Here is a 23,466-nt window from a genome sequence, read left to right on the forward strand (position 1 = left end):
ATGCGCGGTGCCGCGACCGTGAACCGGCGGCTCGCCGGAGTGGCGTTCTGGCTGGTCCTCGCCCTGCTGGTGTGGCTGGCCGTCGCCGTCTACGACAAGGAGTTCACCGACTCCGCGCCGGTCGTCGTCGAGACCGGCAGCGTCGGCAACGAGATGCACCTGGGCGCCGAGGTGAAGCTGCGCGGCGTCGTCGTCGGCGAGGTCCGCGAGATCGACGCCACCCCCGACGGCGCCCGCCTCACCCTCGCCATGAAGCCCGGCTCCCTCGACGACATCCCCGCCGACGTGCGCGCCCAGATGCTGCCGACCACCCTGTTCGGAGAGCGGTTCGTGGCCCTCGTACCCACTGGCGGGGCGTCCGGCGAGACGCTCACCGCCGGGACCGTCATCCCGCAGGACCGGTCCGCCAACGCCGTGGAACTCCAGCAGGTCCTCGACAACGTGCTGCCCACGCTCACCGCCGTGCAGCCGCAGAAGCTCGCCGCGACCCTCTCCGCCGTCTCCCAGGCCCTCGAAGGACGCGGCGACGACCTCGGCGCCACCCTCACCCGACTCGACGCGCACCTGAAGAAGTTCAACCCCCAACTGCCCACCCTCAACCGCGACCTGAAAGAACTCGTGAAGGTCAGCCACCTCTACGCCGACGCCGCCCCCGAGGTCCTCACCGCCCTCACCGACCTCACCACCACCAGCGGCACCCTCGCGGAGAAGGACGGCGACCTCGCCGCCACCCTCGGCACCACCACCACGGCCGCCGAGGACACCACCGCCTTCCTGCGGCAGAACAAGGACAACATCATCCGCCTCAGCGCCGCCTCCCGCCCCACCCTCGAACTCCTCGCCGAGTACTCCTCCGCGTTCCCCTGCACGCTGCGCACCCTCGCCGAGTTCGTCCCCAAGATGGACAAGGCGCTCGGCAAGGGCACCGACCGCCCCGGGCTGCGCGTCGACGTCACCACCGTGACCTCCCGCGGCGCCTACCGCCCCGGCCGCGACACCCCGGTGTACGACGCCACCGGCGGACCGCGCTGCTACCCCGTGCCCTACCTCGGCGTGCCCGCCCGGCCCGCCGCCGAGGCCCCCGCCACCGGCGACCAGGACCTCGGACCGGCCAACTCACCGCAGGAGAACGACCTCGTCAACGAACTCCTCGCCCCCGCGAGCCCGGACGCCGACCTGCCCGACTGGAGCAGCCTGCTCGCCGGACCCACCCTGCGCGGCACGGAGGTGACCCTGCGATGAGCCCCCGCCGCGACCCGCACACCCGCCGCCGCCCGCTCACCGGCCCGGTGCTCAAGTCGCTCGCCTTCCTGGTGGTCACCGCGCTCGCCACCACCGTCCTCGCGCTGAGCGTCTCCGGCACCGGCGTCGGCGACGACACCCTCACCTACCGGGCCGTCTTCAGCGACGCCACCGGCGTCACCGACGGCGACAGCGTCCGCATCTCCGGCGTCGAGGTCGGCGAGGTCACCGACGTCCGCGTGGTCGACCGGCGGCTCGCGCAGGTCACCTTCACCGTCCGCGAGGACCGGGCGCTGCCCCGCTCCACCACCGCCGCCGTGAAGTACCTCAACATGGTCGGCCAGCGCTACATCGCCCTCGACCGCGGCACCGGCGACCTCACCGGCACCCTGCACGGCGGCGACACCATCCCGCTGGACCGCACCGCGCCCGCCCTCGACCTCACCCTGCTCTTCAACGGCTTCAAGCCGCTGTTCGAGGGGCTCGACCCGAAGGAGGTCAACGACCTCGCGGGCTCCATCGTGCGGGTCCTCCAGGGCGAGGGCACCACCGTCGACAGCCTCATCCGGCACATCGGCTCCCTCTCCACCACCGTCGCCGCCAAGGACGAGGTCATCGGAGAGGTGGTGGAGAACCTCAACACCGTGCTGACCACCCTCAACGACCGCGAGGCCGACTTCGACGACCTCGTGGACACCCTCCAGAAGCTCGTCAGCGGCTTCAACGAGGACCGCGAACCCCTCGGCCGCGCCGTGGAGGCCATGGGCGACCTGACCACCGTCACCGCCGACCTCCTCCAGGACGGCCGGGAACCCCTGAAGAAGGACATCCGCGAACTCGGCCGCCTCTCCGACCACCTCGGTGACGCCACGCCGCAGATAGAGGACTTCCTCGCCAGGACCCCCGCCAAGCTGACCGCCCTGGCCCGGCTGTCGTCCTACGGCTCCTGGTTCAACCTCTACCTCTGCGAGGCCCGGGTGGACGGCGTGACCACCTCCGACGGCTCCCGGCCGCCCACCGGCATCGCGGTCACCGAAGCGAGGTGCGGCGCATGAGACGCCTCAAGCCCGTCCGCGAACGCAACCCGGTCCACGTCGCGCTCGTCGGCCTGCTCCTGCTGGGCCTGCTCACCGTCGCCGTCTACAACGCCGGACGACTGCCCCTGCTCGGCGGCGGCACCGCCTACAGCGCCGACTTCTCCGAGGCCGCCGGGCTCGACGCGGGCGACGAGGTGCGCGTCGCCGGGGTCAAGGTCGGTGAGGTCACCGGCGTCTCCCTCGACGGCGACCGGGTCAAGGTCACCTTCGAGGTGGAGGACGCCTGGATCGGGGACCGCACCACCGCCGCCATCGCCATCAAGACCCTCCTCGGCGACAAGTACCTCGCCCTCGACCCGCTCGGCACCGCCCGCCAGGACCCCGGCACCCGCATCCCGCTGACCCGCACCACCTCCCCGTACGACGTCACCCAGGCGTTCCAGGACCTCAGCGGCACCGTCGACGCCCTCGACACGCAGAAGATGGCGGAGAGCTTCGAGACCATCTCGGAGACCTTCGCGGACTCCCCGCCGCACGTCCGCAAGGCCGCCACCGGCCTGTCCGACCTGTCGAAGTCGGTCTCCAGGCGCGACCGCGAACTCTCCCGGCTGCTGCGCGGCGGCAACCAGTTCACCCGCACCCTGAAGGACCAGAAGTCCAGCTTCGAGACCCTCATCGAGGACGGCGGCTCCCTGCTCGGCGAACTGGAGGACCGCCGCGACGCCATCAAGGCCCTCCTGGAGGGCAGCCGCGACCTCGGCACCGAACTCAGCGGCCTCGTCGAGGACAACGACGCCCAGCTCAAACCCACCCTCAAGGCGCTCGGCCGGGTCACCAAGGTGCTCCAGAAGAACACCAAGCAGCTCGACCGGACCCTCGCCCTCGCCGGGCCCTACTACCGCCTCGTCGGCAACACCGTCGGCAACGGCCACTGGTTCGACAGCTACCTGTGCGGGGTCGTCCCCCGCGACTACCTGCCCGCGCGGTCCCAGCCGGAGAACGGATGCATTCCGCCCAAGTCCTCGCCGGGAGGTGAGCGATGACCCAGCGCCGCAGGCTCCTCGCGGCCGTGATCGCCCTCGCCGTGGTCGCCGCCGGACTGGCCACGGCCCGCGCCCTCGACGACCCCGGGCTGCGCCTGACCGCCTACTTCGACCGCGCCACCGGCATCTACGCGGGCTCCGACCTGCGCGTCCTCGGCGTCAAGGTAGGAGAGGTCGAGTCGGTGGACCCGCAGGGCACCCGCGTCCGCGTCGACCTCGCCCTCGACGACGGCGTACGGGTGCCCAAGGGAGCGCGCGCCGTCGTGGTCGCCCCCAGCGTCGTCGCCGACCGGTTCGTGCAGCTCACCCCCGCCTACCGGTCCGGGCCCGCCCTCGCCGACGGCGCCGTGCTGCCCGCCTCCCGCAACCGCACCCCCGTCGAGATCGACCAGCTCTACGCCTCCCTCATCGACCTCAGCGAGGCCCTCGGCCCCGACGGCGCCAACTCCACCGGCGCCCTGTCCGACCTGCTCACCACCGGCGCCGCCAACCTCGACGGCAACGGCGAGGCCATCGGGGACAGCGTCGAGCAGTTCGGCAAGGCCGCCCGCACCCTCGACGGCTCCAGCGACGACCTGTTCACCACCCTCAGCCAGCTCCAGACCTTCACCACCATGCTCAAGGACAAGGACGACGACGTACGCACCGCGCAGGAACGCCTCGACACCGTCGTCTCCTTCTTCGCGGACAACAAGGACGACCTCGCGGGCGCCCTCGACGAACTCGGCACCGCCCTCGGCCAGGTGAAGACCTTCATCCAGGACAACCGCGGCGAACTCAAGGACAACGTCGACCGCCTCGTGCCCATCACCCAGACCCTCGTCAGGCAGCGCGCCTCCCTCGCGGAGACCCTCGACACCGCCCCGCTCGCCGCGGACAACCTCGTCGGCGCCTACGACCTCGGCACCGGCCGGATCGACGGCCGCGCCAACCTCAACGAGATCAGCGTCGGCGGACCGCTGCTGCCGCTGCCGGTGGCCGGGGAGGAGACGCGGTGAGACTGCTCCAACGCGGTGCGCTGGGCGTGGGCGCCGGACTCGGCGGACTGCTCGCCCTCGGCCTCGGCTTCACCCTGGCGGTGGGCGCGTTCTCCCTCTCCCCGCCGCGCTTCGACGGCCTGGAGGACCTGCCGCTGCCCGGCGGCGCCGACCTCGGCTCCCACCCCTACACCGTCACCGCCGAACTCGACGATGCCCTCAGCCTCGTCCCGCACGCCGCCGTGAAGGTCAACGACGTCGCCGTGGGCCGGGTGACCGACATCCGCCTCGACGACGACTGGACCGCCCGCGTCACCCTCAAGATCAACGGCGATGTGACGCTGCCCGCCGACGCCGGGGCCCGCCTCGAACAGTCCAGCCTGCTCGGCGAGAAGTACGTCCAGCTCGTCGCCCCCGCCAAGACGACCACCACAGCCCGCCTCTCCGACGGCAGCGTCATCCCCGTCTCCCGCACCGGCCGCAACACCGAGGTCGAGGAGGTCTTCGGGGCGCTGTCGATGCTCCTCAACGGTGGCGGCGTCAACCAGCTCAAGACCATCACCCACGAACTCAACGCCGCGCTCGGCGGACGCGAACCCCAGGTCCGCTCCACCCTGCGCCGGGTCGAGGAACTCGTCTCCGACCTCGACGAGCACCGCGGCGACATCACCGACGCCCTCGACGCCGTCAACCGGCTCTCCGCCACCCTCGCCGGACGCGACGACGACGTACGCACCGTCCTCACCGGGCTCTCACCGGGCCTGAAGACCCTGCACGAACAGCGCGGCTCCCTGCTGACCATGCTGCGCTCCCTCGACACCCTCTCCGACGTCGCCGTCACCACCGTCGACGCGAGCAAGGACGACATGGTCGCGGACCTCAAGGCCCTCGCCCCCACCCTGAAGGCCCTCGCCGACGCGGGCACCGACCTGCCGGACTCCCTCCAGGCGCTGGTCACCTACCCGTTCACCGACGAGGTGCTCAACGGGGTGAAGGGCGACTACCTCAACGTGTACCTGAACATGACCGCCGTGCCCGGCACCCAGGTCATCCCGCCGCTCGTCCCCGGCGACGGCGACGGCACGGAGACGCGGACGGCGACGACGGCGGACCCGCTGCCCCTGCCCGCGACGGAGGGAGCGGCCCAGTGATCACCCTCGCGATCCGGCTGAAGAACCTCGCCTTCCTCGTCATCGCCGTCCTCGTCCTCGGCTTCGTCGGCATCCGCTACGCCGACCTGGGCCGCTACGTCGGGGTCTCCGACTACTACACGGTCGACGTCGAACTCCCCACCACCGGCGGCCTGTTCACCCACTCCGACGTCACGTACCGGGGCGTCTCCGTCGGCCGGGTCGGCCCCATCGACCTCACCGCGGACGGCGTCGTGGCCCACCTGCGCATCAGGAAGTCCGCGCCGGACATCCCCGCAGACACCCGGGCCGTCGTCGCCGGACTGTCCGCGGTCGGCGAGCAGTACATCGACCTGCGCCCCGCCAGCGACACCGGCCCCTACCTCGCGGACGGCTCCCGCATCGAACGCCCCGACACCGAGGTCCCGGCGCCCGTCACCGACGTCCTCACCAGCGTCAACGCCCTCACCGAGTCCGTACCCCTGGACGACCTGCGCACGGTCGTCGACGAACTCGGCAAGGCCTTCGAGGGCCACGGCGACGACCTCCAGGTCCTCCTCGACAGCGGCAGCGACTTCGTCGACGCCGCGGACCGGGCGCTGCCGTCCACCACCCGGCTGCTCACCGACGGCGAGACGGTGCTGCGCACCCAGGCCGAGGAGGCCGACGCCATCCGCGGCTTCGCCGACGGCGCCGCGGAACTCGCCCGCACCCTCAAGGGCTCCGACGCCGACCTGCGCCGCCTGCTCACCGTCACCCCCGGCGCGGCCACCCAGGTCAGCGGCCTGCTGCGGGACCTCGACCCCAGCCTCGGCGTCGTCCTCGCCAACCTGCTCACCACCTCCGAGGTCGCCGTCACCCGCCAGCGCGGCCTGGAGGAACTCCTCGTCACCTACCCGGCGGCCATCTCCGCCGGGTCCACCGCCGTGGACGGCGGCCGGATGAACCTCGGCCTCGCGGTCACCTTCTTCGACCCGCTGCCCTGCACGTCCGGCTACGAGGCCACCCGCTACCGCAACGGCCTCGACCTCGGCACGACGCCCGCCCTCAACACGGCGGCGTCCTGCACGGCCCCGGCCTCCAGCGGCGTCAACGTCCGCGGCTCGGCCCACGCGCCCAAGGGCGGCCCGGTCCCGGAACCGGCCCGCCCCGGGTCCCTCCCGTCCGGCGCCACGACGGCCACCACCAGCGCCGGGTCCGGCGGCCTGCCGGGGGCGCTGGCCCTGCCCGGCACGGGCGACACCGCACGCCCGGACCTGGCGGACCTGCTCTCTCCCACGGGGCGGGGGGACGCCCGATGACCGGACTCCCTCCGCGCGTCGCCGAGCCCGACTCGCCGGACCCCTGCGCCCCCACGCTCCGGGAGGACGCCCGATGAACCGGCCCCGCCTCCTCACCGCCGCGGCCCTCGTCCTCGCGCTCGGCTTCTGCGGGACCGGCGCGTGGACCTACGCCCAGGCCCGCGGCGACGACTCCCTCGCCTACGGCCACGCCCGCGACGAGGCGCTGGCCGACGGGCGGGAGCGGCTCGCCGTACTCAACACCCTCGACGCCTCCACCGCGGAGACCGCCCGCGCGGGCGTCCGCGCCTGGCGCGCCGCCGCCACCGGACCGCTCCGCGACGAACTGGCCCGCACGAAGCCGACGGCGGGCGCGTCCGCCCGGGGCACCGTCACCGAGGCCGCGATCACCGCCCTCGACGACCGCGCGGGCACCGCCAAGCTGATCGCCACCGTCCGCGTGGAGGTCACCCGCCCCGGCGCCAAGTCCCCGACGACGGACCGCAAACGCCTGGAGGCCGTCCTGACCCGCACCGCCGAGGACGACTGGAAGGTCAAGGCCCTGAGCGCGATACCACTGGCCCGCGTCGAGGAGGGGGAGGACGGCTGATGGCCCACTTGCTGCGCGGCAGACGACCACGGGCCACGGACGAGGAGCCGACGGCGCCTGACGCCGCCGGGTCGTCCGACGCGCCTGACGCCGTCGAGACCCCCGACGAGGCCGCCACCGCCGAGCAGTCCGACGTCCCCGACGCTCCCGAGGCGACCGGCGCTCCCGAGGCGACCGGCGTACCCGAGGCCGCCGACGACGCCGACCCGCCCCGCCGCACCCCCCGGCACCGGGTCCGCGTGGCCGCCGTCGCGGTGGTCTGTGCCGTGCTGCTGGTCGCCGGGGGCTGGTTCTTCCACGCCGCCCACGACCTCCGTACCGACCCCTCCGCGCGGAACACCGCGCTGACCGACGCCGAGGCCACGACCCGGGTCGAGGGGGACGTCGGCAGCGCGCTCGCGCGGGTGTTCTCGTACACGCCGGACGGGCTCGCGACGACGGAGCGCTCGGCGCGGGACGTCCTCGGCGGGCGGGCGGCACGCCAGTACGCCGCGCTGATCGACCGCGTCCGCGAGGACGTCGCCCGGCAGGGCGTCACCCTCAGCACCCAGCCCGTCCGCACCGGCGTCATCGAACTCGACGGCGACAGCGCCCGCCTCCTGGTCTTCCTCGACCAGATCTCCCGCCGCGGCGAGGACAAGCCCACCGCCGCCGCGGCCCAGCTCACGGTGACCGCGCGATGGGAGCAGGACGAGTGGCACATCGTCGACATCACACCCCGCTGACCCCGTCCACGCCCGGGAGAGGAGACAGCCCCATGAGCCGTACGCGCCGCGCGGTGTCCGCCGCCGCCCTCGCCCTCACCCTCGTCGCGGGCGGCTTCGCCGCCTGGGCGGGCTGGGACTGGTACGCCGCCGCCCACGACGACTCCACGGCCTACGCCACCCAGCGCGACCGCGCCCTCGCCGCCGGGGAGCAGGCCGTCCAGAACCTCAACACCCTCGACCACCGCGACCTGGACCACGGCCTGGACCTCTGGGAGTCGTCCACGACCGGCGACCTCCATGACCAACTGGTCGAGGGACGCGACGAGTTCGCCAGCCAGGTGAAGGCCGCGAAGACGGTCACCACGGCCAAGGTGCTCTCCGGCGCCGTCACCGAACTCGACGACCGGGCGGGCCGCGCCCGGGTCCTCGTCGCCCTGCGGGTGACCGTCAAGGCGCCGGACGGCCCGAGCACCGACAAGGACAGCCGTCTGCTCGGCGAACTCACCCGCACCGGCGACCACTGGAAGCTCAGCGCCCTGGGGCAGGCCCCCGTCGGCGGCACCCCGGCCAGCTGACCCGGCCACCGCAGGAGAGGACGACACCGATGCCGACGACCACCCGCCACCACATCAACAGCCGTCGCCGCCGCCAGGCCCGCGAGGCGGTCCGCCCGCAGCCCACGGACGCCGCCGATCGCGTGGACTCCCCGGCTCCAGCGGACACCCCCACGCCCCCCTCCATCCCGAAGGCCGAGGACCGCCGCCGCCCCCGTCGCCCCCGCCGAGTCCCCCTCCCCGCCCTGCTCTGCCTCCTCACCCTGCTCCTCGGCGGCTTCGCGGGCTGGGCGCACGGGCGCGCCGAGGCGCTGCGCGACGACCCGGCGGCACGCAACACCGCGCTCACCGACATCGCCCGCACCAGCGAGATCAAGGGCCAGACCGCGAAGGCCGTCGCCTCGCTGTTCTCCTACGACCACGCCCACCCCGCCGCGTTCGAGAAGGCCGCCCGGGACCTGCTGACCGGCGGGGCCGTCGCCCAGCACGAGGCCCTGCTCGGGGACGTCCGCGCCAACGCCGCACGGCAGAAGGCGGTCATCACCACCACCGTCACGGACAGCGCCGTCGAGCGCATCGACGGCGACCGCGCCCGGGTGCTGGTCTTCGCCGACCAGAGCAGCGTCAGCACCGCCGGGGACAAGACGAAGAAGGCCAGCGACGACGGCACGTACGCCGGAGCGATGCTCGCCGTGGACGTCGTACGGCGCGACGGCCGCTGGCTGGTCTCCGGCATCGACACCTTCGGCCGCTGAGACCGCGACAACAGCCGCCCGCACCCAGGAGGGACCGCCCGCCATGCCCGCACCCCGCCCCCGACGCCTCAACGCCCGCACGCGGCAGGGCCTGCGGACCACCGCCGTCGCTGTGGCCGCGGTGGCCGCCCTCACCGCCTCCCAGGCCCCGAACCCGGCCCAGCGCCACGAGGCCCGCCCGACCGCCGACGACGAACCCGCCGCCCCCGCGGTGGACATCCCGCTCGCCGAACTCGACCCGCCCGGCGACTCCTCGTACCACACCGAACTACCGCCTCTGGTCACCCCGGAGTTACCGCCGCGCCCCGCCCAGGCGGAACGCGTCCGCGCCGAGTCCGGCATCCCCGGCACCGTGCTGCGCGCCTACCGCGCCGCGGAACGCTCCGTGGCCCGCACCGACCCGCGCTGCGCGCTGCCCTGGGAACTGCTCGCCGCGATCGGGAAGGTGGAGTCGGGACAGGCACGCGGCGGCGCCGTCGACCGCCACGGCACCACCCTCGGCCGGATCACCGGCCCCGCCCTCAACGGCGACGGCTTCGCGCTGATCCTGGACACCGACGGCGGCGTCCACGACGGCGACACGGTGTACGACAGGGCGGTGGGCCCGATGCAGTTCCTGCCGTCGACCTGGGCCCACTGGGGCACCGACGGCAACGGCGACGGCCGCGCCGACCCGAACAACGTCTTCGACGCCGCGCTGGCCGCCGGACACTACCTGTGCGCGGGCGACCGGAACCTCGGCCGGGCCGCCGACCTGGACCGGGCGATCCTCAGCTACAACTACTCCGAGTCCTACCTCCGACTGGTCCGCTACTGGCTGGAGTTCTACCGCGGCGGCGTGCACCCCGTCCCGGACGGCAAGGGCGTCATCCCGACGTCCCCCGGCGCGGGCGGCACCACCCCGGCGACCCGGCCGGTCGACGAGGCACCCGGCGGCGGGGGCGGCGGCATCGTCGTCGGACCCGACCCCAGCCCGTCGTCCGGGCCCAGGCCCCCGGCACCCTCCCACACCCCCACGACGTCCCCGACGCCGTCGCCGTCCGGTGGCTCGCCCGACCCGACGCCCGACCCGTCCGGCTCCCCGAGCGACTCGCCCTCACCCACCCCGGACCCCACCGACTCGCCCGATCCGAGCCCCGACCCGAGCACCGAGCCGACCCCGGACCCGACGACCGCCGACCCCACGGACTGCGCCACGCCGTCACCGAGCCCGACGCCCACCCCGCCCGAGGGCGAGCCGACCTGCGCACCGGAGACGACCCCGGAACCGGAGATGAGCTGAGCCAGCGTGCAGGATGGGGGTATGGATCTCCGCATCTTCACCGAACCCCAGCAAGGCGCGACCTACGACACCCTGCTCACCGTGGCGAAGGCCACCGAGGACCTCGGCTTCGACGCCTTCTTCCGCAGCGACCACTATCTGAGGATGGGGTCCGTGGACGGCCTCCCCGGCCCCACCGACGCCTGGATCACCCTCGCCGGGCTCGCCCGCGAGACCCGGCGCATCCGGCTCGGCACGCTGATGACGGCCGCCACCTTCCGGCTGCCCGGCGTCCTCGCCATCCAGGTCGCGCAGGTCGACCAGATGTCCGGCGGCCGGGTCGAACTCGGCATCGGCGCGGGCTGGTTCGAGGAGGAGCACACGGCGTACGGCATCCCCTTCCCGAAGGAGAAGTTCGCCCGCCTGGAGGAGCAGCTCGCGATCGTCACCGGGCTGTGGGCGACCGAGCCGGGCAAGACCTTCGACTTCCACGGCACCCACTACGACCTCACCGACTCGCCCGCGCTGCCCAAGCCCGCCCAGCGCAAGGTCCCGGTCCTGATCGGCGGCCACGGCGCCACCCGCACGCCCCGCCTCGCGGGCCAGTACGCCGACGAGTTCAACATGCCCTTCGCCTCGGTCGAGGACTCCGAGCGGCAGTTCGGCCGGGTCCGGGCGGCGGCGGAGAAGGCGGGCCGCAAGGGCGACGACCTGGTGTACTCCAACGCCCTCGTCGTCTGCGTCGGCAAGGACGACCAGGAGGTCGCCCGCCGCGCCGCCGTGATCGGCCGCGAGGTCGACGAGCTGAAGGCCAACGGCCTCGCGGGCACCCCCGCCGAGGTCGTCGACAAGATCGGCCGCTACGCCGAGGCCGGCTCCCAGCGGATCTACCTCCAGCTCCTCGACCTGTCCGACCTGGACCACCTGGAGCTGATCTCCGCCCAGGTCCAGTCGCAGTTGAGCTGACCCGGCGGGGGCGGTGACCACCGGAAAAACCAGGTGGTCACCGCCCCCGGCTCTGGAACACTCGAGCACATGTTCCTGACCCTCACCACCACCGGCACCCCCGAACGCCCCGCCACCGACCTCGGCTTCCTGCTGCACAAGCACCCCGATCGGGCGCAGGCGTTCTCCACCTCCTACGGCACGGCGCACGTCCTCTACCCCGAGGCGCGCGCCGAACGCTGCACCGCGGCGCTGCTGCTGGACGTGGACGCGGTGGCGCTGGTCAGGCGCGGCAAGGGCAAGGGCCGCGGCGGCGCGCCCGACGCGGCGCTCGCGCAGTACGTCAACGACCGCCCGTACGCGGCCTCCTCGCTGCTCGCGGTGGCGCTCAGCGCCGTCTTCTCCAGCGCGCTGCGCGGCGTGTGCAAGGCCCGCCCGGAGCGCGCCGCCGAGCCGCTGCCGCTGCGCGTGGAGGTGCCCGCGCTGCCCGCCCGCGGCGGCGTGGACCTCGTACGGCGGCTGTTCGAGCCGCTCGGCTGGGCGGTGACCGTCGAGCCGGTGCCGCTGGACACCGCGTTCCCGGAGTGGGGGGACTCGCGGTACGTCAGCCTGACCCTGGAGTCGGCGGAGCTGACCCTCGCGGAGGCGCTGCGGCACCTGTACGTGCTGCTGCCGGTCCTCGACGACGCCAAGCACTACTGGGTCGCGCCCGACGAGGTCGACAAGCTGCTGCGGGCGGGCGAGGGCTGGCTGCCGGGCCACCCGGAGCAGAAGCTGATCACCAGCCGGTACCTGTCCCGGCGCTGGTCGCTGACCCGGGAGGCGATGGAGCGGCTTGAGCTGGTGCGGCTTGCCGAGACCGACGACACCGACGTCGCGGAGATCGACAACGCCGTCGAGGCGGAGACCGAGACGGAGGAGAAGCCGACGCCGCTCGCCGTGCGGCGCCGGGACGCCATCGTCGCCGCGCTGCACGCCTGTGGCGCCGCCCGCGTCCTCGACCTGGGCTGCGGCCAGGGGCAGTTGGTGCAGGCGCTGCTGAAGGACGCCCGGTTCACCGAGATCGTCGGCGTGGACGTGTCGATGCGGGCGCTGACCATCGCCTCCCGGCGGCTGAGGCTGGACCGCATGGGGGAGCGGCAGGCCGCCCGCGTACGGCTGTTCCAGGGCTCGCTCGCCTACACCGACAGCCGCCTCAAGGGTTACGACGCCGCCGTGCTGAGCGAGGTCGTCGAGCACCTCGACCCGCCCCGGCTGCCCGCTCTGGAGTACGCGGTGTTCGGCGCGGCCCGCCCCCGCACGGTCCTCGTGACCACCCCGAACGTCGAGTACAACGTCCGCTGGGAGTCCCTCCCGGCCGGACACGTCCGGCACCGCGACCACCGCTTCGAGTGGACCCGCGCCGAGTTCCGCGCCTGGGCCGAGGCGGTCGCGGCCCGGCACGGGTACGCCGTCGCGTTCCAGCCCGTCGGCCCCGACGACCCCGAGGTGGGCCCGCCCACCCAGATGGCCGTGTTCACCGTCGAGACGATCACGAAGGAGGCGAAGGCAGCGTGAGCGAGAACCGCACCGAGGGGCGTGTCCTGCCCGTCACCGACCTCTCCCTCGTGGTGCTCGTCGGCGCCTCCGGCTCCGGCAAGTCCACCTTCGCCCGCAGGCACTTCAAGCCCACCGAGGTGATCTCCTCGGACTTCTGCCGGGGCCTGGTCTCCGACGACGAGAACGACCAGGGCGCGACCAGGGACGCCTTCGACGTGCTGCACTACATCGCGGGCAAGCGCCTCGCCGCCGGTCGCCGTACCGTCGTCGACGCCACCAGCGTGCAGCAGGACTCCCGGCGCCAGCTCGTCGAGCTGGCCCGGCGGTACGACGTGCTGCCCATCGCCGTCGTCCTCGACGTGCCCGAGCAGGTGTGCGCCGAGCGCAACGCGGCCCGCACCGACCGCGCCGACATGCCGCGCCGGGTCATCCAGCGCCACATCCGCGAACTGCGCCGCTCGATACGCGGCCTGGAGCGCGAGGGCTTCCGCAAGGTGCACGTCCTGCGCGGCGTCGAGGAGGTCGAGCACGCCACCGTCGTCACCGAGAAGCGGTTCAACGACCTGACCCACCTCACCGGCCCGTTCGACATCATCGGCGACATCCACGGCTGCGCGTCCGAACTGGAGGCGCTGCTCGGCAAGCTCGGCTACACCGACGGCGTGCACCCGGACGGCCGCACCGCCGTCTTCGTCGGTGACCTCGTCGACCGCGGTCCGGACAGCCCCGGCGTGCTGCGCCGCGTGATGGCCATGGTGAAGTCGGGCAACGCGCTGTGCGTGCCCGGCAACCACGAGAACAAGTACGGCCGCTTCCTCAAGGGCCGCAACGTCCAGCACACCCACGGGCTCGCCGAGACCATCGCGCAGATGGAAGGGGAGAGCGAGGAGTTCCGCGCCGAGGTGCGGGAGTTCATCGACGGGCTCGTCAGCCACTACGTCCTGGACGGCGGACGCCTCGTCGTCTGCCACGCCGGGCTGCCCGAGCGGTACCACGGCCGCACCTCGGGCCGGGTCCGCAGCCACGCCCTGTACGGCGACACCACCGGCGAGACCGACGAGTTCGGGCTGCCGGTGCGCTACCCGTGGGCGGAGGAGTACCGGGGCCGCGCCGCCGTGGTCTACGGGCACACGCCCGTCCCGGAGGCGAGCTGGCTGAACAACACCATCTGCCTGGACACCGGCGCCGTCTTCGGCGGCAAGCTGACCGCGCTGCGCTGGCCGGAGCGGGAGCTGGTCGACGTACCGGCCGAGCGGGTCTGGTACGAGCCGGTGAGGCCGCTGCGCGCGGAGGCGCCCGGCGGGCACGACGGACGGCCGCTGGACCTGGCGGACGTGCACGGGCGCCGGGTGGTGGAGACCCGGCACCAGGGCCGGGTGGCGATCCGGGAGGAGAACGCGGCGGCGGCCCTTGAGGTGATGAGCCGGTTCGCGGTCGACCCGCGGCTGCTGCCGTACCTCCCGCCGACCATGGCGCCCACGCCGACCTCGCACGTCGACGGCTATCTGGAGCACCCGGCGGAGGCGTTCGCGCAGTACGCGGCGGACGGGGTCGCGCGGGTCGTGTGCGAGGAGAAGCACATGGGCTCGCGGGCGGTGGCCCTGGTGTGCCGGGACGCGGCGACGGCGGCCCGGCGGTTCGGCGTGGACGGCGGCCCCAGCGGGTCCCTCTACACCCGCACCGGGCGCCCGTTCTTCGACGACGACTCCGTCACCGAGGAGATCCTCGGCCGCCTCCGCACGGCGGTCGGCGAGGCCGGGCTGTGGGAGGAGCTGGACACGGACTGGCTGCTGCTCGACGCGGAGCTGATGCCGTGGTCGCTGAAGGCGTCCGGGCTGCTGCGGTCGCAGTACGCCGCCGTGGGCGCCGCGTCCGGCGCGGTGTTCCCCGGCGCGCTGGCCGCGCTGGAGGGCGCCGCCGCGCGGGGCGTCGACGTGGCCGGGCTGCTGGCCCGGCAGCGGGAGCGGGCGGACGCGGCGACCGCGTTCACCGAGGCGTACCGCCGCTACTGCTGGACGACGGACGGCCTGGACGGCGTCCGCCTGGCCCCGTTCCAGATCCTCGCCGTACGGGGCCGCAGCCTCGCCGCCCTCCCGCACGACGAGCAGCTCGCGCTCCTCGACCGCCTCGTCGAGCACGACGGCACCGGTCTGCTCCAGACCACCCGGCGGCTGTACGTCGACACCGGCGACCCTCAGTCGGTGGCGGCCGGGGTCGACTGGTGGCTGGAGATGACCGGCCGGGGCGGTGAGGGCATGGTCGTCAAGCCGCTCGGCGCGCTGGTCCGCACCCCGGAGGGCCGCCTCGTGCAGCCCGGCGTGAAGTGCCGGGGCCGCGAGTACCTGCGGATCATCTACGGCCCCGAGTACACCCGCCCCGACCACCTCGAGCGCCTGCGCAAGCGGTTCCTGAACCACAAGCGGTCCCTCGCCGTCCGCGAGTACGCCCTCGGTCTGGAGGCCCTGGACCGGCTGGCGGAGGGCGAGCCGCTGTGGCGGGTCCACGAGGCGGTGTTCGGGGTGCTCGCCCTGGAGTCGGAGCCGGTCGACCCCCGGCTGTGACGCCGGAGCCGGGGCCGGTCGCCCCCGGCCGTGACCCCGCGTCCGTTCAGTCGGCCCGCGTCCGTGACGTGGGCTGGCTGGGCAGGGAGCGGGCGTGCGCGGGGTGCGGTTCCGTCAGCGGCCGGTCGCGGTCGGCGAGGTGCCGGACCAGGTGGAGCAGGGGCTGGGTGAGGAGCGTGGTGGTGAGCGCCATGAACACCAGCACCGTGTAGAGGGGGGTGCTCAGCAGGCCCGCGTGCAGGCCCGCGTTGAGGGCGATCAGCTCGGTCAGCCCGCGGGCGCTGAGCAGCACCCCCACGGTCCGCGCGTCATGCCGGTCGAGCCCGCCGAGCCGGGCGGCGGCCGTACCGCTGCCCACCTTGGTCACCACCGCCAGCACCGTCACCACGGCGAGGGTGGCCCACCCGGCGCCGTCGATCCCGGTGAGCACGACGGACTGCCCGGACAGCACGAAGAAGAACGGCAGCAGCAGTTGCCCCACCTCGTGCAGCGGCCGGACGAGGTCCGGGTCCAGGGTGCCGCCCTGCTCGCGGGGGGTGACGACACCCGCGAGCAGGGCGCCGAAGATGACGTGCAGGCCCAGCGAGTGGGTCACCCACGCCGAGCCGAGCGCGAACCCGATCAGCAGCGCCAGCCGCAGCGACGGGTCCACCCGGGGCCGCCACAGCAGCCATCGCAGCACCGGCCGGGCGAGCAGCAGCATCAGGGCCGTGAACCCGGCGGCGAGCCCCGCCCGCGCCGCCCACCCGAGCCCCTCACCCTCACCGCCGCCCCCGTCGAGCAGCGTCCCGGCGAGCACGGTCCAGCCGATGACGTCCAGCAGCCCCGCGGCGGAGACCGCGACCACGCCGGGCACGGTCGGCGCCAGCCCGTTCTCCCGCACGATCGCCGTCAGCACCGGCACCGCCGTGATCGACAGCGCGACCCCGGCGAACACCACCATCGACGGCGACAGCTCCCGGGGCATCCCCAGCCCGTGCAGCCAGTCGGAGAACAGCAGCGCGCAGCCGCCGCCCACCGCCATCGGCACCAGGAACGCGGCCAGCGCGACCCCCACCGCCGTACGCGCCCGGTCGCCGAGGAGCCGCAGGTCCAGTTCGTAGCCGACCGCGAACAGGAACACCACCAGCGAGAACTGCGCGAACCCGGTCAGCGCCGGACCGATCTCCGCGGGGAACAGGGCGTCGTACGCGCCGGGCGCCAGGGTGCCGAGCAGGGTCGGGCCGAGCGCGATGCCCGCCGTCAACTGGCCCACGATGTACGGCTGCCGCAGCCGCCGGGCCAGCCAGCCGCCCGCGTGGGCCGCCACCAGGACCACGGCGGCGGCCCCCACGAAATGGCTGATCAGCGCGTCAGAACCCACCCGGTTCCCCTCGTCGTCGTGCACCTCGCCCGGTCCGTCCCCCCGAGCCTAGGAGCGGCGGGGGCCCGCTGTGACGTCTCACTGACCGTCGTACGCGGACTGCGTCAGGGGCACGGGGAGCACGGTCCGCGGGCCGTGCCGGTCACCGGGCCGCGGCGTGCGCGGCCCGGACCCCGATGCGCCCGAGGGGCGCGGGCCCCTTCCGGTACAGCGGGTCTCTCCCGATACAGGGGTGAACAGGCGACCGATTGGTCAGGATGGAGGCATGGCATTCCATGTGGACTCCGAGGCCGGGCGGCTGCGCCGCGTCATCCTGCACCGACCCGACCTGGAGCTGAAGCGGCTCACCCCCAGCAACAAGGACGCCCTGCTCTTCGACGACGTGCTGTGGGTGCGGCGGGCGCGCGCGGAGCACGACGGGTTCGCGGACGTCCTGCGCGACCGCGGTGTCACCGTGCACCTCTTCGGCGACCTGCTCACCGAGACGCTGGCCGTCCCCGCGGCGCGTGCGCTGGTCCTGGACCGGGTCTTCGACGAGAAGGAGTACGGGCCGCTCGCCACGGCGCACCTGCGCGCCGCCTTCGACGCCCTGGACGCCCGGGAGCTGGCCGAGGCGCTGGTCGGCGGGATGACCAAGCGGGAATTCCTGGAGGGCCACACGGAGCCGGTGTCGGTGCGCTTCCACGTCATGGAGCTGGACGACTTCCTGCTGGACCCGCTGCCCAACCACCTGTTCACCCGGGACACCTCCGCCTGGATCTACGACGGCGTCTCCATCAACGCGATGCGCTGGCCCGCCCGGCAGCGCGAGACGGTGCACTTCGAGGCGATCTACCGGCACCACCCGCTGTTCCGCGAGGAGACCTTCCACCTCTGGTCACAGGGGCAGGCCGACTACCCCTCCACCATCGAGGGCGGGGACGTCCTGGTCATCGGCAACGGCGCCGTCCTCATCGGCATGAGCGAGCGGACCACCCCGCAGGCCGTGGAGATGCTCGCGCACAAGCTGTTCGCGGCGGGCTCCGCGCGCACGATCGTCGCGCTGGACATGCCCAAGCGGCGGGCGCTGATGCACCTGGACACAGTGATGACGATGGTCGACGGCGATGTCTTCACCCAGTACGCGGGGCTCGGGATGCTCCGCTCCTACACGATCGAGCCGGGCGCCGGGGACAAGGAGCTGAAGGTCACCGACCATCCACCGGAGCACATGCACCGGGCGATCGCCGCCGCGCTCGGCCTGAGCGAGATCCGGGTGCTGACCGCCACCCAGGACGTGCACGCGGCCGAGCGGGAGCAGTGGGACGACGGCTGCAACGTGCTCGCCGTCGAGCCGGGCGTCGTCATCGCCTACGAGCGCAACGCCACCACGAACACGCACCTGCGCAAGCAGGGCATCGAGGTGATAGAGATCCCCGGCAGCGAACTGGGCCGGGGCCGGGGCGGCCCGCGCTGCATGAGCTGCCCGGTGGAGCGGGCCGCCGTGTGAGGTCGGCCCGCACCGCACCTGCTGCTGTATATAAATGCTGATGTGCGTATAGACTTCCAAGGTCACTGCACCCCCGCCCCCTCGGAGCCCTCTCATGGCGACAGTCCCGACCGCCCTCACCGGCCGCCACTTCCTCAAGGAGCTGGACTTCACCGGGCAGGAGCTGCGCGGCCTGATCGAGCTGGCCGCCGAGCTGAAGGCCGCCAAGAAGGCCGGGACGGAGACGCGGTACCTCAGCGGCAGGAACATCGCCCTCATCTTCGCCAAGACCTCGACCCGCACCCGCTGCGCGTTCGAGGTCGCCGCCGCCGACCAGGGCGCCTCCACCACCTACCTCGACCCCTCCGGCTCCCAGCTCGGCCACAAGGAGTCGGTGAAGGACACCGCCCGCGTCCTCGGCCGGATGTTCGACGCCATCCAGTATCGGGGCGACGAGCAGTCGGCCGTGGAGGAGCTGGCGGCCCACGCGGGCGTGCCGGTCTACAACGGCCTCACCGACGACTGGCACCCCACGCAGATGCTCGCCGACGTCCTCACCATGACCGAGCACACCGCCAAGCCGCTGCCCGAGGTCGCCTTCGCCTACCTCGGCGACGCCCGCTTCAACATGGGCAACTCCTACCTGGTCACCGGCGCCCTGCTCGGCATGGACGTCCGGATCGTCGCCCCGAAGTCGTACTGGCCCGCCCAGGAGATCGTCGACCGCGCCCGCGAGCTGGCCGAGGGCAGCGGCGCCCGGATCACCCTCACCGAGGACGTCGCCGAGGGCGTGCGCGGCGCCGACTTCGTCGCCACCGACGTGTGGGTGTCCATGGGGGAGCCGAAGGAGGTCTGGGACGAGCGCATCACCGCCCTCGCGCCGTACGCCGTCACGATGGACGTCCTGCGGGCCACCGGCAACCCCGGCGTGAAGTTCCTGCACTGCCTGCCCGCCTTCCACGACCTCGGCACCAAGGTGGGCCGCGAGATCTTCGAGACCCACGGCCTGGACTCCCTGGAGGTCACCGACGAGGTCTTCGAGTCGGCCCACTCGGTCGTCTTCGACGAGGCGGAGAACCGCCTGCACACCATCAAGGCCCTGCTGGTCGCGACGCTCGCCTGAGCGGCCCCGGCGCTACGCGGGCCGCGTCCGCTGCCGCGGTACGACGGGCAGCCGGAACCACACCGCCTTGCCGCTGCCGGTGGGGCGGTGCCCGCAGGAGGCGCTGAGGGTGCGGATCAGCAGCAGCCCGCGCCCGTGCTCCTGCCAGGGGTCGGGGGTGCCACCGGAGGGCCGGGTGAGGTCGCCGGGCGGCGCCGGGTCCGGGTCGTGCACCTCCACCTGGCAGCCGGTCGGCAGCAGCTCGACCACCAGCTCTATCGGGGACCCGCCTGTGGTGTGCTCCACGGCGTTCGCCACCAGCTCCGCCGTCAGCAGTTCGGCGGTGTCCCGGTCGGCGCCGTGCTCCAGCTCGGTCAGCGCGGTGCGGACCAGGGCGCGGGCCACCGGCACCGCCGCCGCGGTGTGCGGCAGTGCGATGCGCCAGGAGGCCGAGGCGGCGGGGTGTTCGTGCACGGTGCGGTCCGATCATGGCGGCAGGGCGTGGTCAGGGTGTCGCCTTGCCTTCAACGTGATGAATGGTACGGGGCCCGTCGCCCTGACCGCCCGACGGGCGCCCCGCACCCGGCGGCTTACCCCGGTGAACGCCCGCCCTCGCCCGGCCGGTCCCGCTGTTACGGCGTTATTGACGTCCGGTGACGTTGTGACAAGCCGGGCCGCTGTCCCCGCACAATGGCTGTATCGCGCCCTCGTGACGACAGTCACGAACCGGTGATAACTTCAGGGAGCAGGCAACTCCGAGGAGCAGAGGCCATGAGTCCCTTCACCGGCTCCGCCACCCCCACCCCCCGCTGGCAACACCTGCGCGTCGACCACACCGACTCCGTCGCCACGGTCACCCTCGCCCGCCCCGACAAGCTCAACGCGCTCACCTTCGGCGCCTACGCCGACCTGCGCGACCTGCTCACCGAGCTGTCCCGGGAGCGGGCCGTGCGCGCCCTGGTGCTGGCCGGGGAGGGCCGCGGCTTCTGCTCCGGCGGCGACGTGGACGAGATCATCGGCGCCACCCTCGCCATGGACACCGCCCAGCTCCTCGACTTCAACCGCATGACCGGGCAGGTCGTCCGCGCGGTACGGGAGTGCCCGTTCCCGGTGATCGCCGCCGTGCACGGGATCGCGGCGGGCGCCGGGGCGGTCCTCGCCCTCGCCGCCGACTTCCGGGTGGCCGACCCCACCGCCCGGTTCACGTTCCTCTTCACCCGCGTCGGCCTCTCCGGCGGCGACATGGGCGCGGCGTACCTCCTGCCGAGGGTCGTCGGCCTGGGCCACGCCACCCGCCTGCTGATGCTGGGCGAACCGGTGCACGCCCCCGAGGCCGAGCGCATCGGCCTGATCAGCGAACTGACGCAGGAGGGCCGGGCCGACGAGAGTGCCCGGGCCCTGGCCCACCGCCTGGCCCAGGGCCCGGCCCTGGCGTACGCCCAGACGAAGGCCCTCCTGACGGCGGAACTGGACATGCCGCTGGCGACGGCGATCGAACTGGACGCGGCAACCCAGGCGCTGCTGATGAACGGCGACGACTACGCGGAGTTCCACCGGGCGTTCAAGGAGAAACGCCCTCCCAAGTGGCAGGGACGGTAGGGATGCCCACCCCGCACCGCACAGCGGTCATCGGCGGCGGCCCAGGCGGCCTCTACGCCGCCGCCCTCCTGAAACGACTCGACCCGACCCGCCACGTCACCCTCTGGGAACGCGACGCCCCCACCGACACCTTCGGCTTCGGAGTCGTCCTCTCCGACGAGACCCTCGGCGGCATCGAACACGCCGACCCCGCCGTCCACGACGCCCTCCAGCCCCACTTCACCCGCTGGGACGACATCCACGTCACCCACCGCCGCACCCACCACACCTCCGGCGGCCACGGCTTCGCCGCCCTGGGCCGACACCGTCTCCTCAAGGTCCTCCAGGACCGCTGCCACGCCCTCGGCGTGGACCTCCGCTTCCGCTCCGAGGCCCCGTACCCGACCTGGCTGGCCGAGACCCACGACCTCGTCATCGCCGCCGACGGCGTGCACAGCGGCACCCGCGAGGCGTACGCCGACGCCTTCGGGCCGCGGGTCACCCCGCACCGCTGCCGCTACATCTGGCTCGCCACGGACTTCCCGTTCGACGCGTTCCGCTTCGACATCGCGGAGACCGACCACGGCGTCCTCCAACTGCACGGCTACCCCTACGCCCCCGACGCCTCCACGGTGATCGTCGAGATGCGCGAGGAGGTCTGGCGGGCCTCGGGCCTGGCGGAACTCGGCGTCCAGGAGTCCGTCGACCGCTGCGCCAAGATCTTCGCCGACGCCCTCGAAGGGCACCCGCTGCGCGTCGGCACCTCGGCGTGGACGACGTTCCGCACGGTCGTCAACGACCGCTGGTCGCACGGCAACGTCGTCCTGCTGGGCGACGCCGCCCACACCGCGCACTTCTCCATCGGCTCCGGCACCAAACTCGCCGTCGAGGACGCCCTCGCGCTCGCCGCCTGCCTCCAGGAGCAGCCGACGACGGCCGACGCGCTCGCCGCCTACGAGGCCGAACGCCGCCCCGTCGTCGCCTCCACCCAGCGGGCCGCCCGCGCCAGCCTGGAGTGGTTCGAGGACCTGGCCCGGTACGTCGACCAGCCGCCCCGGCAGTTCGCGTTCAACCTGCTCACCCGCAGCCGCCGCGTCACCCACGACAACCTCAGGCTCCGCGACGCCCGCTTCACGGAGTCCGTGGAGCGCGCCTTCGGCTGCCCGCCCGGCACGCCCCCGATGTTCACGCCGTTCCGGCTGCGCGGCCTGACCCTGCGCAACCGGGTCGTCGTCTCACCCATGGACATGTACTCGGCCGTCGACGGCGTGCCCGGCGACTTCCACCTCGCCCACCTCGGCGCCCGCGCCCTCGGCGGCGCCGGGCTGGTGATGACGGAGATGGTGTGCGTCAGCGCGCACGGCAGGATCACCCCGGGCTGCGCCGGACTGTGGAACGGCCGCCAGACGGAGGCGTGGCGGCGGATCACCGACTTCGCGCACACCCACGCCCCGGGCACGGCCATCGGCGTCCAGCTCGGCCACTCCGGACGCAAGGGCTCCACCAAGCTGATGTGGGAGGGCATGGACGAGCCCCTCGACGACGGCAACTGGCCGCTGGTCGCCGCCTCACCGCTGCCGTACCGGCCGGACAGCCAGACCCCGCGCGAGCTGACCCGCGCCCAGCTCACCGACCTGCGCGAGGAGTTCGCCGCCGCCGCGCGCCGGGCCGCCCGCGCCGGGTTCGACCTGCTGGAGCTGCACTGCGCGCACGGCTACCTGCTCTCCGGGTTCCTCTCCCCGCTGACCAACCGCCGCACCGACGCCTACGGCGGCTCACTGGAGCGGCGGCTCCGCTTCCCGCTGGAGGTCTTCGACGCCGTACGCGCGGTGTGGCCCGAGGACCGGCCGATGACGGTGCGGATCTCCGCCACCGACTGGGCCGAGGGCGGCACGACGGCGGCGGAGTCCGTCGCCGTCGCCCGCGCCTTCGCCGCGCACGGCGCCGACGCGATCGACGTGTCCACCGGGCAGGTCGTCACCGGCGAACGCCCGGAGTTCGGCCGCTCGTACCAGACGCCGTACGCCGACCGCATCCGGCACGAGGCGGGCGTCCCGGTGATCGCGGTCGGGGCGATCTCGTCCTGGGACGACGTCAACTCCCTGGTCCTCGCCGGACGCGCCGACCTGTGCGCCCTCGCCCGCCCGCACCTGTACGACCCGCACTGGACCCTGCACGCGGCGGCCGAGCAGGGCTACGAGGGTCCGGGCGCCGTCTGGCCCGCCCCGTACCGCGCGGGCAGCCGCCCGCCCCGCACCGGCCGCACGGACGCCCCCAAGCCCCGCCTGACGCTCGCCGACCGCCCGGACTGAGG

Annotated in this window: 20 protein-coding genes; 18 read left to right on the plus strand and 2 right to left on the minus strand. The window is 73.6% G+C overall.

The genetic code is table 11. The features are described 5' to 3' along the window. The 14 genes from ACFQZ6_RS27250 (at nucleotide 1) to ACFQZ6_RS27315 (ending at nucleotide 15,641) form a co-directional block, all read left to right on the plus strand. Entirely contained in the window at nucleotides 1–1,242 is a 1,242-nt protein-coding gene (locus ACFQZ6_RS27250) for an MCE family protein (protein ID WP_381613835.1), read from the plus strand. Next, entirely contained in the window at nucleotides 1,239–2,297 is a 1,059-nt protein-coding gene (locus tag ACFQZ6_RS27255; RefSeq protein ID WP_381613838.1) for an MCE family protein, read from the plus strand. The genes ACFQZ6_RS27250 and ACFQZ6_RS27255 overlap by 4 nt, the downstream gene beginning before the upstream one ends. Further along, the gene (locus ACFQZ6_RS27260) at nucleotides 2,294–3,322 is read left to right on the plus strand and encodes an MCE family protein (RefSeq protein ID WP_381613841.1); all 1,029 of its coding nucleotides are present in this window, start codon (nucleotides 2,294–2,296) and stop codon (nucleotides 3,320–3,322) included. The genes ACFQZ6_RS27255 and ACFQZ6_RS27260 overlap by 4 nt, the downstream gene beginning before the upstream one ends. After that, nucleotides 3,319–4,320, plus strand: a complete 1,002-nt coding sequence (locus tag ACFQZ6_RS27265) for an MCE family protein (protein ID WP_381613843.1) — start codon at nucleotides 3,319–3,321, stop codon at nucleotides 4,318–4,320. The genes ACFQZ6_RS27260 and ACFQZ6_RS27265 overlap by 4 nt, the downstream gene beginning before the upstream one ends. After that, nucleotides 4,317–5,450, plus strand: coding sequence for an MCE family protein (locus ACFQZ6_RS27270; protein ID WP_381613846.1), 1,134 nt, complete (start codon nucleotides 4,317–4,319; stop codon nucleotides 5,448–5,450). The genes ACFQZ6_RS27265 and ACFQZ6_RS27270 overlap by 4 nt, the downstream gene beginning before the upstream one ends. Continuing rightward, on the plus strand, nucleotides 5,447–6,730 hold the full coding sequence (locus tag ACFQZ6_RS27275) for an MCE family protein (RefSeq protein WP_381613849.1): 1,284 nt from the start codon (nucleotides 5,447–5,449) through the stop codon (nucleotides 6,728–6,730). Before ACFQZ6_RS27270 ends, ACFQZ6_RS27275 begins: the two co-directional genes overlap by 4 nt. 73 nt (nucleotides 6,731–6,803) lie before the next feature. Further along, a complete protein-coding gene (locus ACFQZ6_RS27280) occupies nucleotides 6,804–7,319 on the plus strand; it encodes a hypothetical protein (RefSeq protein WP_381613852.1) in 516 nt (171 codons plus the stop codon). Further along, nucleotides 7,319–8,044, plus strand: coding sequence for a hypothetical protein (locus ACFQZ6_RS27285; RefSeq protein ID WP_381613855.1), 726 nt, complete (start codon nucleotides 7,319–7,321; stop codon nucleotides 8,042–8,044). Before ACFQZ6_RS27280 ends, ACFQZ6_RS27285 begins: the two co-directional genes overlap by 1 nt. A 32-nt stretch (nucleotides 8,045–8,076) precedes the next feature. Further along, nucleotides 8,077–8,601 (plus strand): nuclear transport factor 2 family protein, encoded by a 525-nt coding sequence (locus ACFQZ6_RS27290; protein ID WP_381613858.1) that lies wholly within the window; start codon nucleotides 8,077–8,079, stop codon nucleotides 8,599–8,601. 29 nt (nucleotides 8,602–8,630) lie between these two features. Beyond that, nucleotides 8,631–9,335 (plus strand): hypothetical protein, encoded by a 705-nt coding sequence (locus ACFQZ6_RS27295; protein WP_381613860.1) that lies wholly within the window; start codon nucleotides 8,631–8,633, stop codon nucleotides 9,333–9,335. A gap of 43 nt (nucleotides 9,336–9,378) precedes the next feature. Continuing rightward, nucleotides 9,379–10,617: a lytic transglycosylase domain-containing protein gene (locus ACFQZ6_RS27300; RefSeq protein WP_381613863.1), complete on the plus strand. Its 1,239-nt coding sequence runs from the start codon at nucleotides 9,379–9,381 to the stop codon at nucleotides 10,615–10,617. A gap of 21 nt (nucleotides 10,618–10,638) precedes the next feature. Then, nucleotides 10,639–11,562: an LLM class F420-dependent oxidoreductase gene (locus tag ACFQZ6_RS27305; RefSeq protein ID WP_381613866.1), complete on the plus strand. Its 924-nt coding sequence runs from the start codon at nucleotides 10,639–10,641 to the stop codon at nucleotides 11,560–11,562. Between the two features lie 69 nt (nucleotides 11,563–11,631). After that, nucleotides 11,632–13,098 carry a 3' terminal RNA ribose 2'-O-methyltransferase Hen1 gene (locus tag ACFQZ6_RS27310; protein ID WP_381613869.1) on the plus strand — a complete coding sequence of 489 codons (1,467 nt, stop codon included), beginning with the start codon at nucleotides 11,632–11,634 and terminating at the stop codon, nucleotides 13,096–13,098. Further along, on the plus strand, nucleotides 13,095–15,641 hold the full coding sequence (locus ACFQZ6_RS27315) for a polynucleotide kinase-phosphatase (RefSeq protein WP_381613872.1): 2,547 nt from the start codon (nucleotides 13,095–13,097) through the stop codon (nucleotides 15,639–15,641). The genes ACFQZ6_RS27310 and ACFQZ6_RS27315 overlap by 4 nt, the downstream gene beginning before the upstream one ends. 46 nt (nucleotides 15,642–15,687) lie before the next feature. Here the strand turns inward: ACFQZ6_RS27315 and ACFQZ6_RS27320 are convergent, their stop codons facing one another. After that, on the minus strand, nucleotides 15,688–17,004 hold the full coding sequence (locus ACFQZ6_RS27320) for a cation:proton antiporter (protein ID WP_381613875.1): 1,317 nt from the start codon (nucleotides 17,002–17,004) through the stop codon (nucleotides 15,688–15,690). A 265-nt stretch (nucleotides 17,005–17,269) separates the two neighbouring features. On the opposite strand from ACFQZ6_RS27320, the gene ACFQZ6_RS27325 reads away from it, so the two are divergent. Next, nucleotides 17,270–18,493: an arginine deiminase gene (locus ACFQZ6_RS27325; RefSeq protein WP_381613878.1), complete on the plus strand. Its 1,224-nt coding sequence runs from the start codon at nucleotides 17,270–17,272 to the stop codon at nucleotides 18,491–18,493. Between the two features lie 94 nt (nucleotides 18,494–18,587). Next, the gene (gene argF, locus ACFQZ6_RS27330) at nucleotides 18,588–19,595 is read left to right on the plus strand and encodes an ornithine carbamoyltransferase (protein ID WP_381613880.1); all 1,008 of its coding nucleotides are present in this window, start codon (nucleotides 18,588–18,590) and stop codon (nucleotides 19,593–19,595) included. Between the two features lie 12 nt (nucleotides 19,596–19,607). Here the strand turns inward: argF and ACFQZ6_RS27335 are convergent, their stop codons facing one another. After that, complete coding sequence (locus ACFQZ6_RS27335) at nucleotides 19,608–20,048, minus strand: ATP-binding protein (RefSeq protein ID WP_381613883.1); 441 nt, start codon at nucleotides 20,046–20,048, stop codon at nucleotides 19,608–19,610. 297 nt (nucleotides 20,049–20,345) lie between these two features. Between ACFQZ6_RS27335 and ACFQZ6_RS27340 the strand changes: the two genes are divergently transcribed. Beyond that, complete coding sequence (locus ACFQZ6_RS27340; RefSeq protein ID WP_381613886.1) at nucleotides 20,346–21,173, plus strand: enoyl-CoA hydratase family protein; 828 nt, start codon at nucleotides 20,346–20,348, stop codon at nucleotides 21,171–21,173. A 2-nt stretch (nucleotides 21,174–21,175) separates the two neighbouring features. Beyond that, nucleotides 21,176–23,464, plus strand: coding sequence for a bifunctional salicylyl-CoA 5-hydroxylase/oxidoreductase (locus ACFQZ6_RS27345; RefSeq protein ID WP_381618685.1), 2,289 nt, complete (start codon nucleotides 21,176–21,178; stop codon nucleotides 23,462–23,464). Nucleotides 23,465–23,466 lie beyond the last annotated feature (2 nt).

The sequence above is a fragment of the Streptomyces flavalbus genome, assembly GCF_042674625.1.
Taxonomy (GTDB): Bacteria; Actinomycetota; Actinomycetes; order Streptomycetales; family Streptomycetaceae; genus Streptomyces; species Streptomyces flavalbus.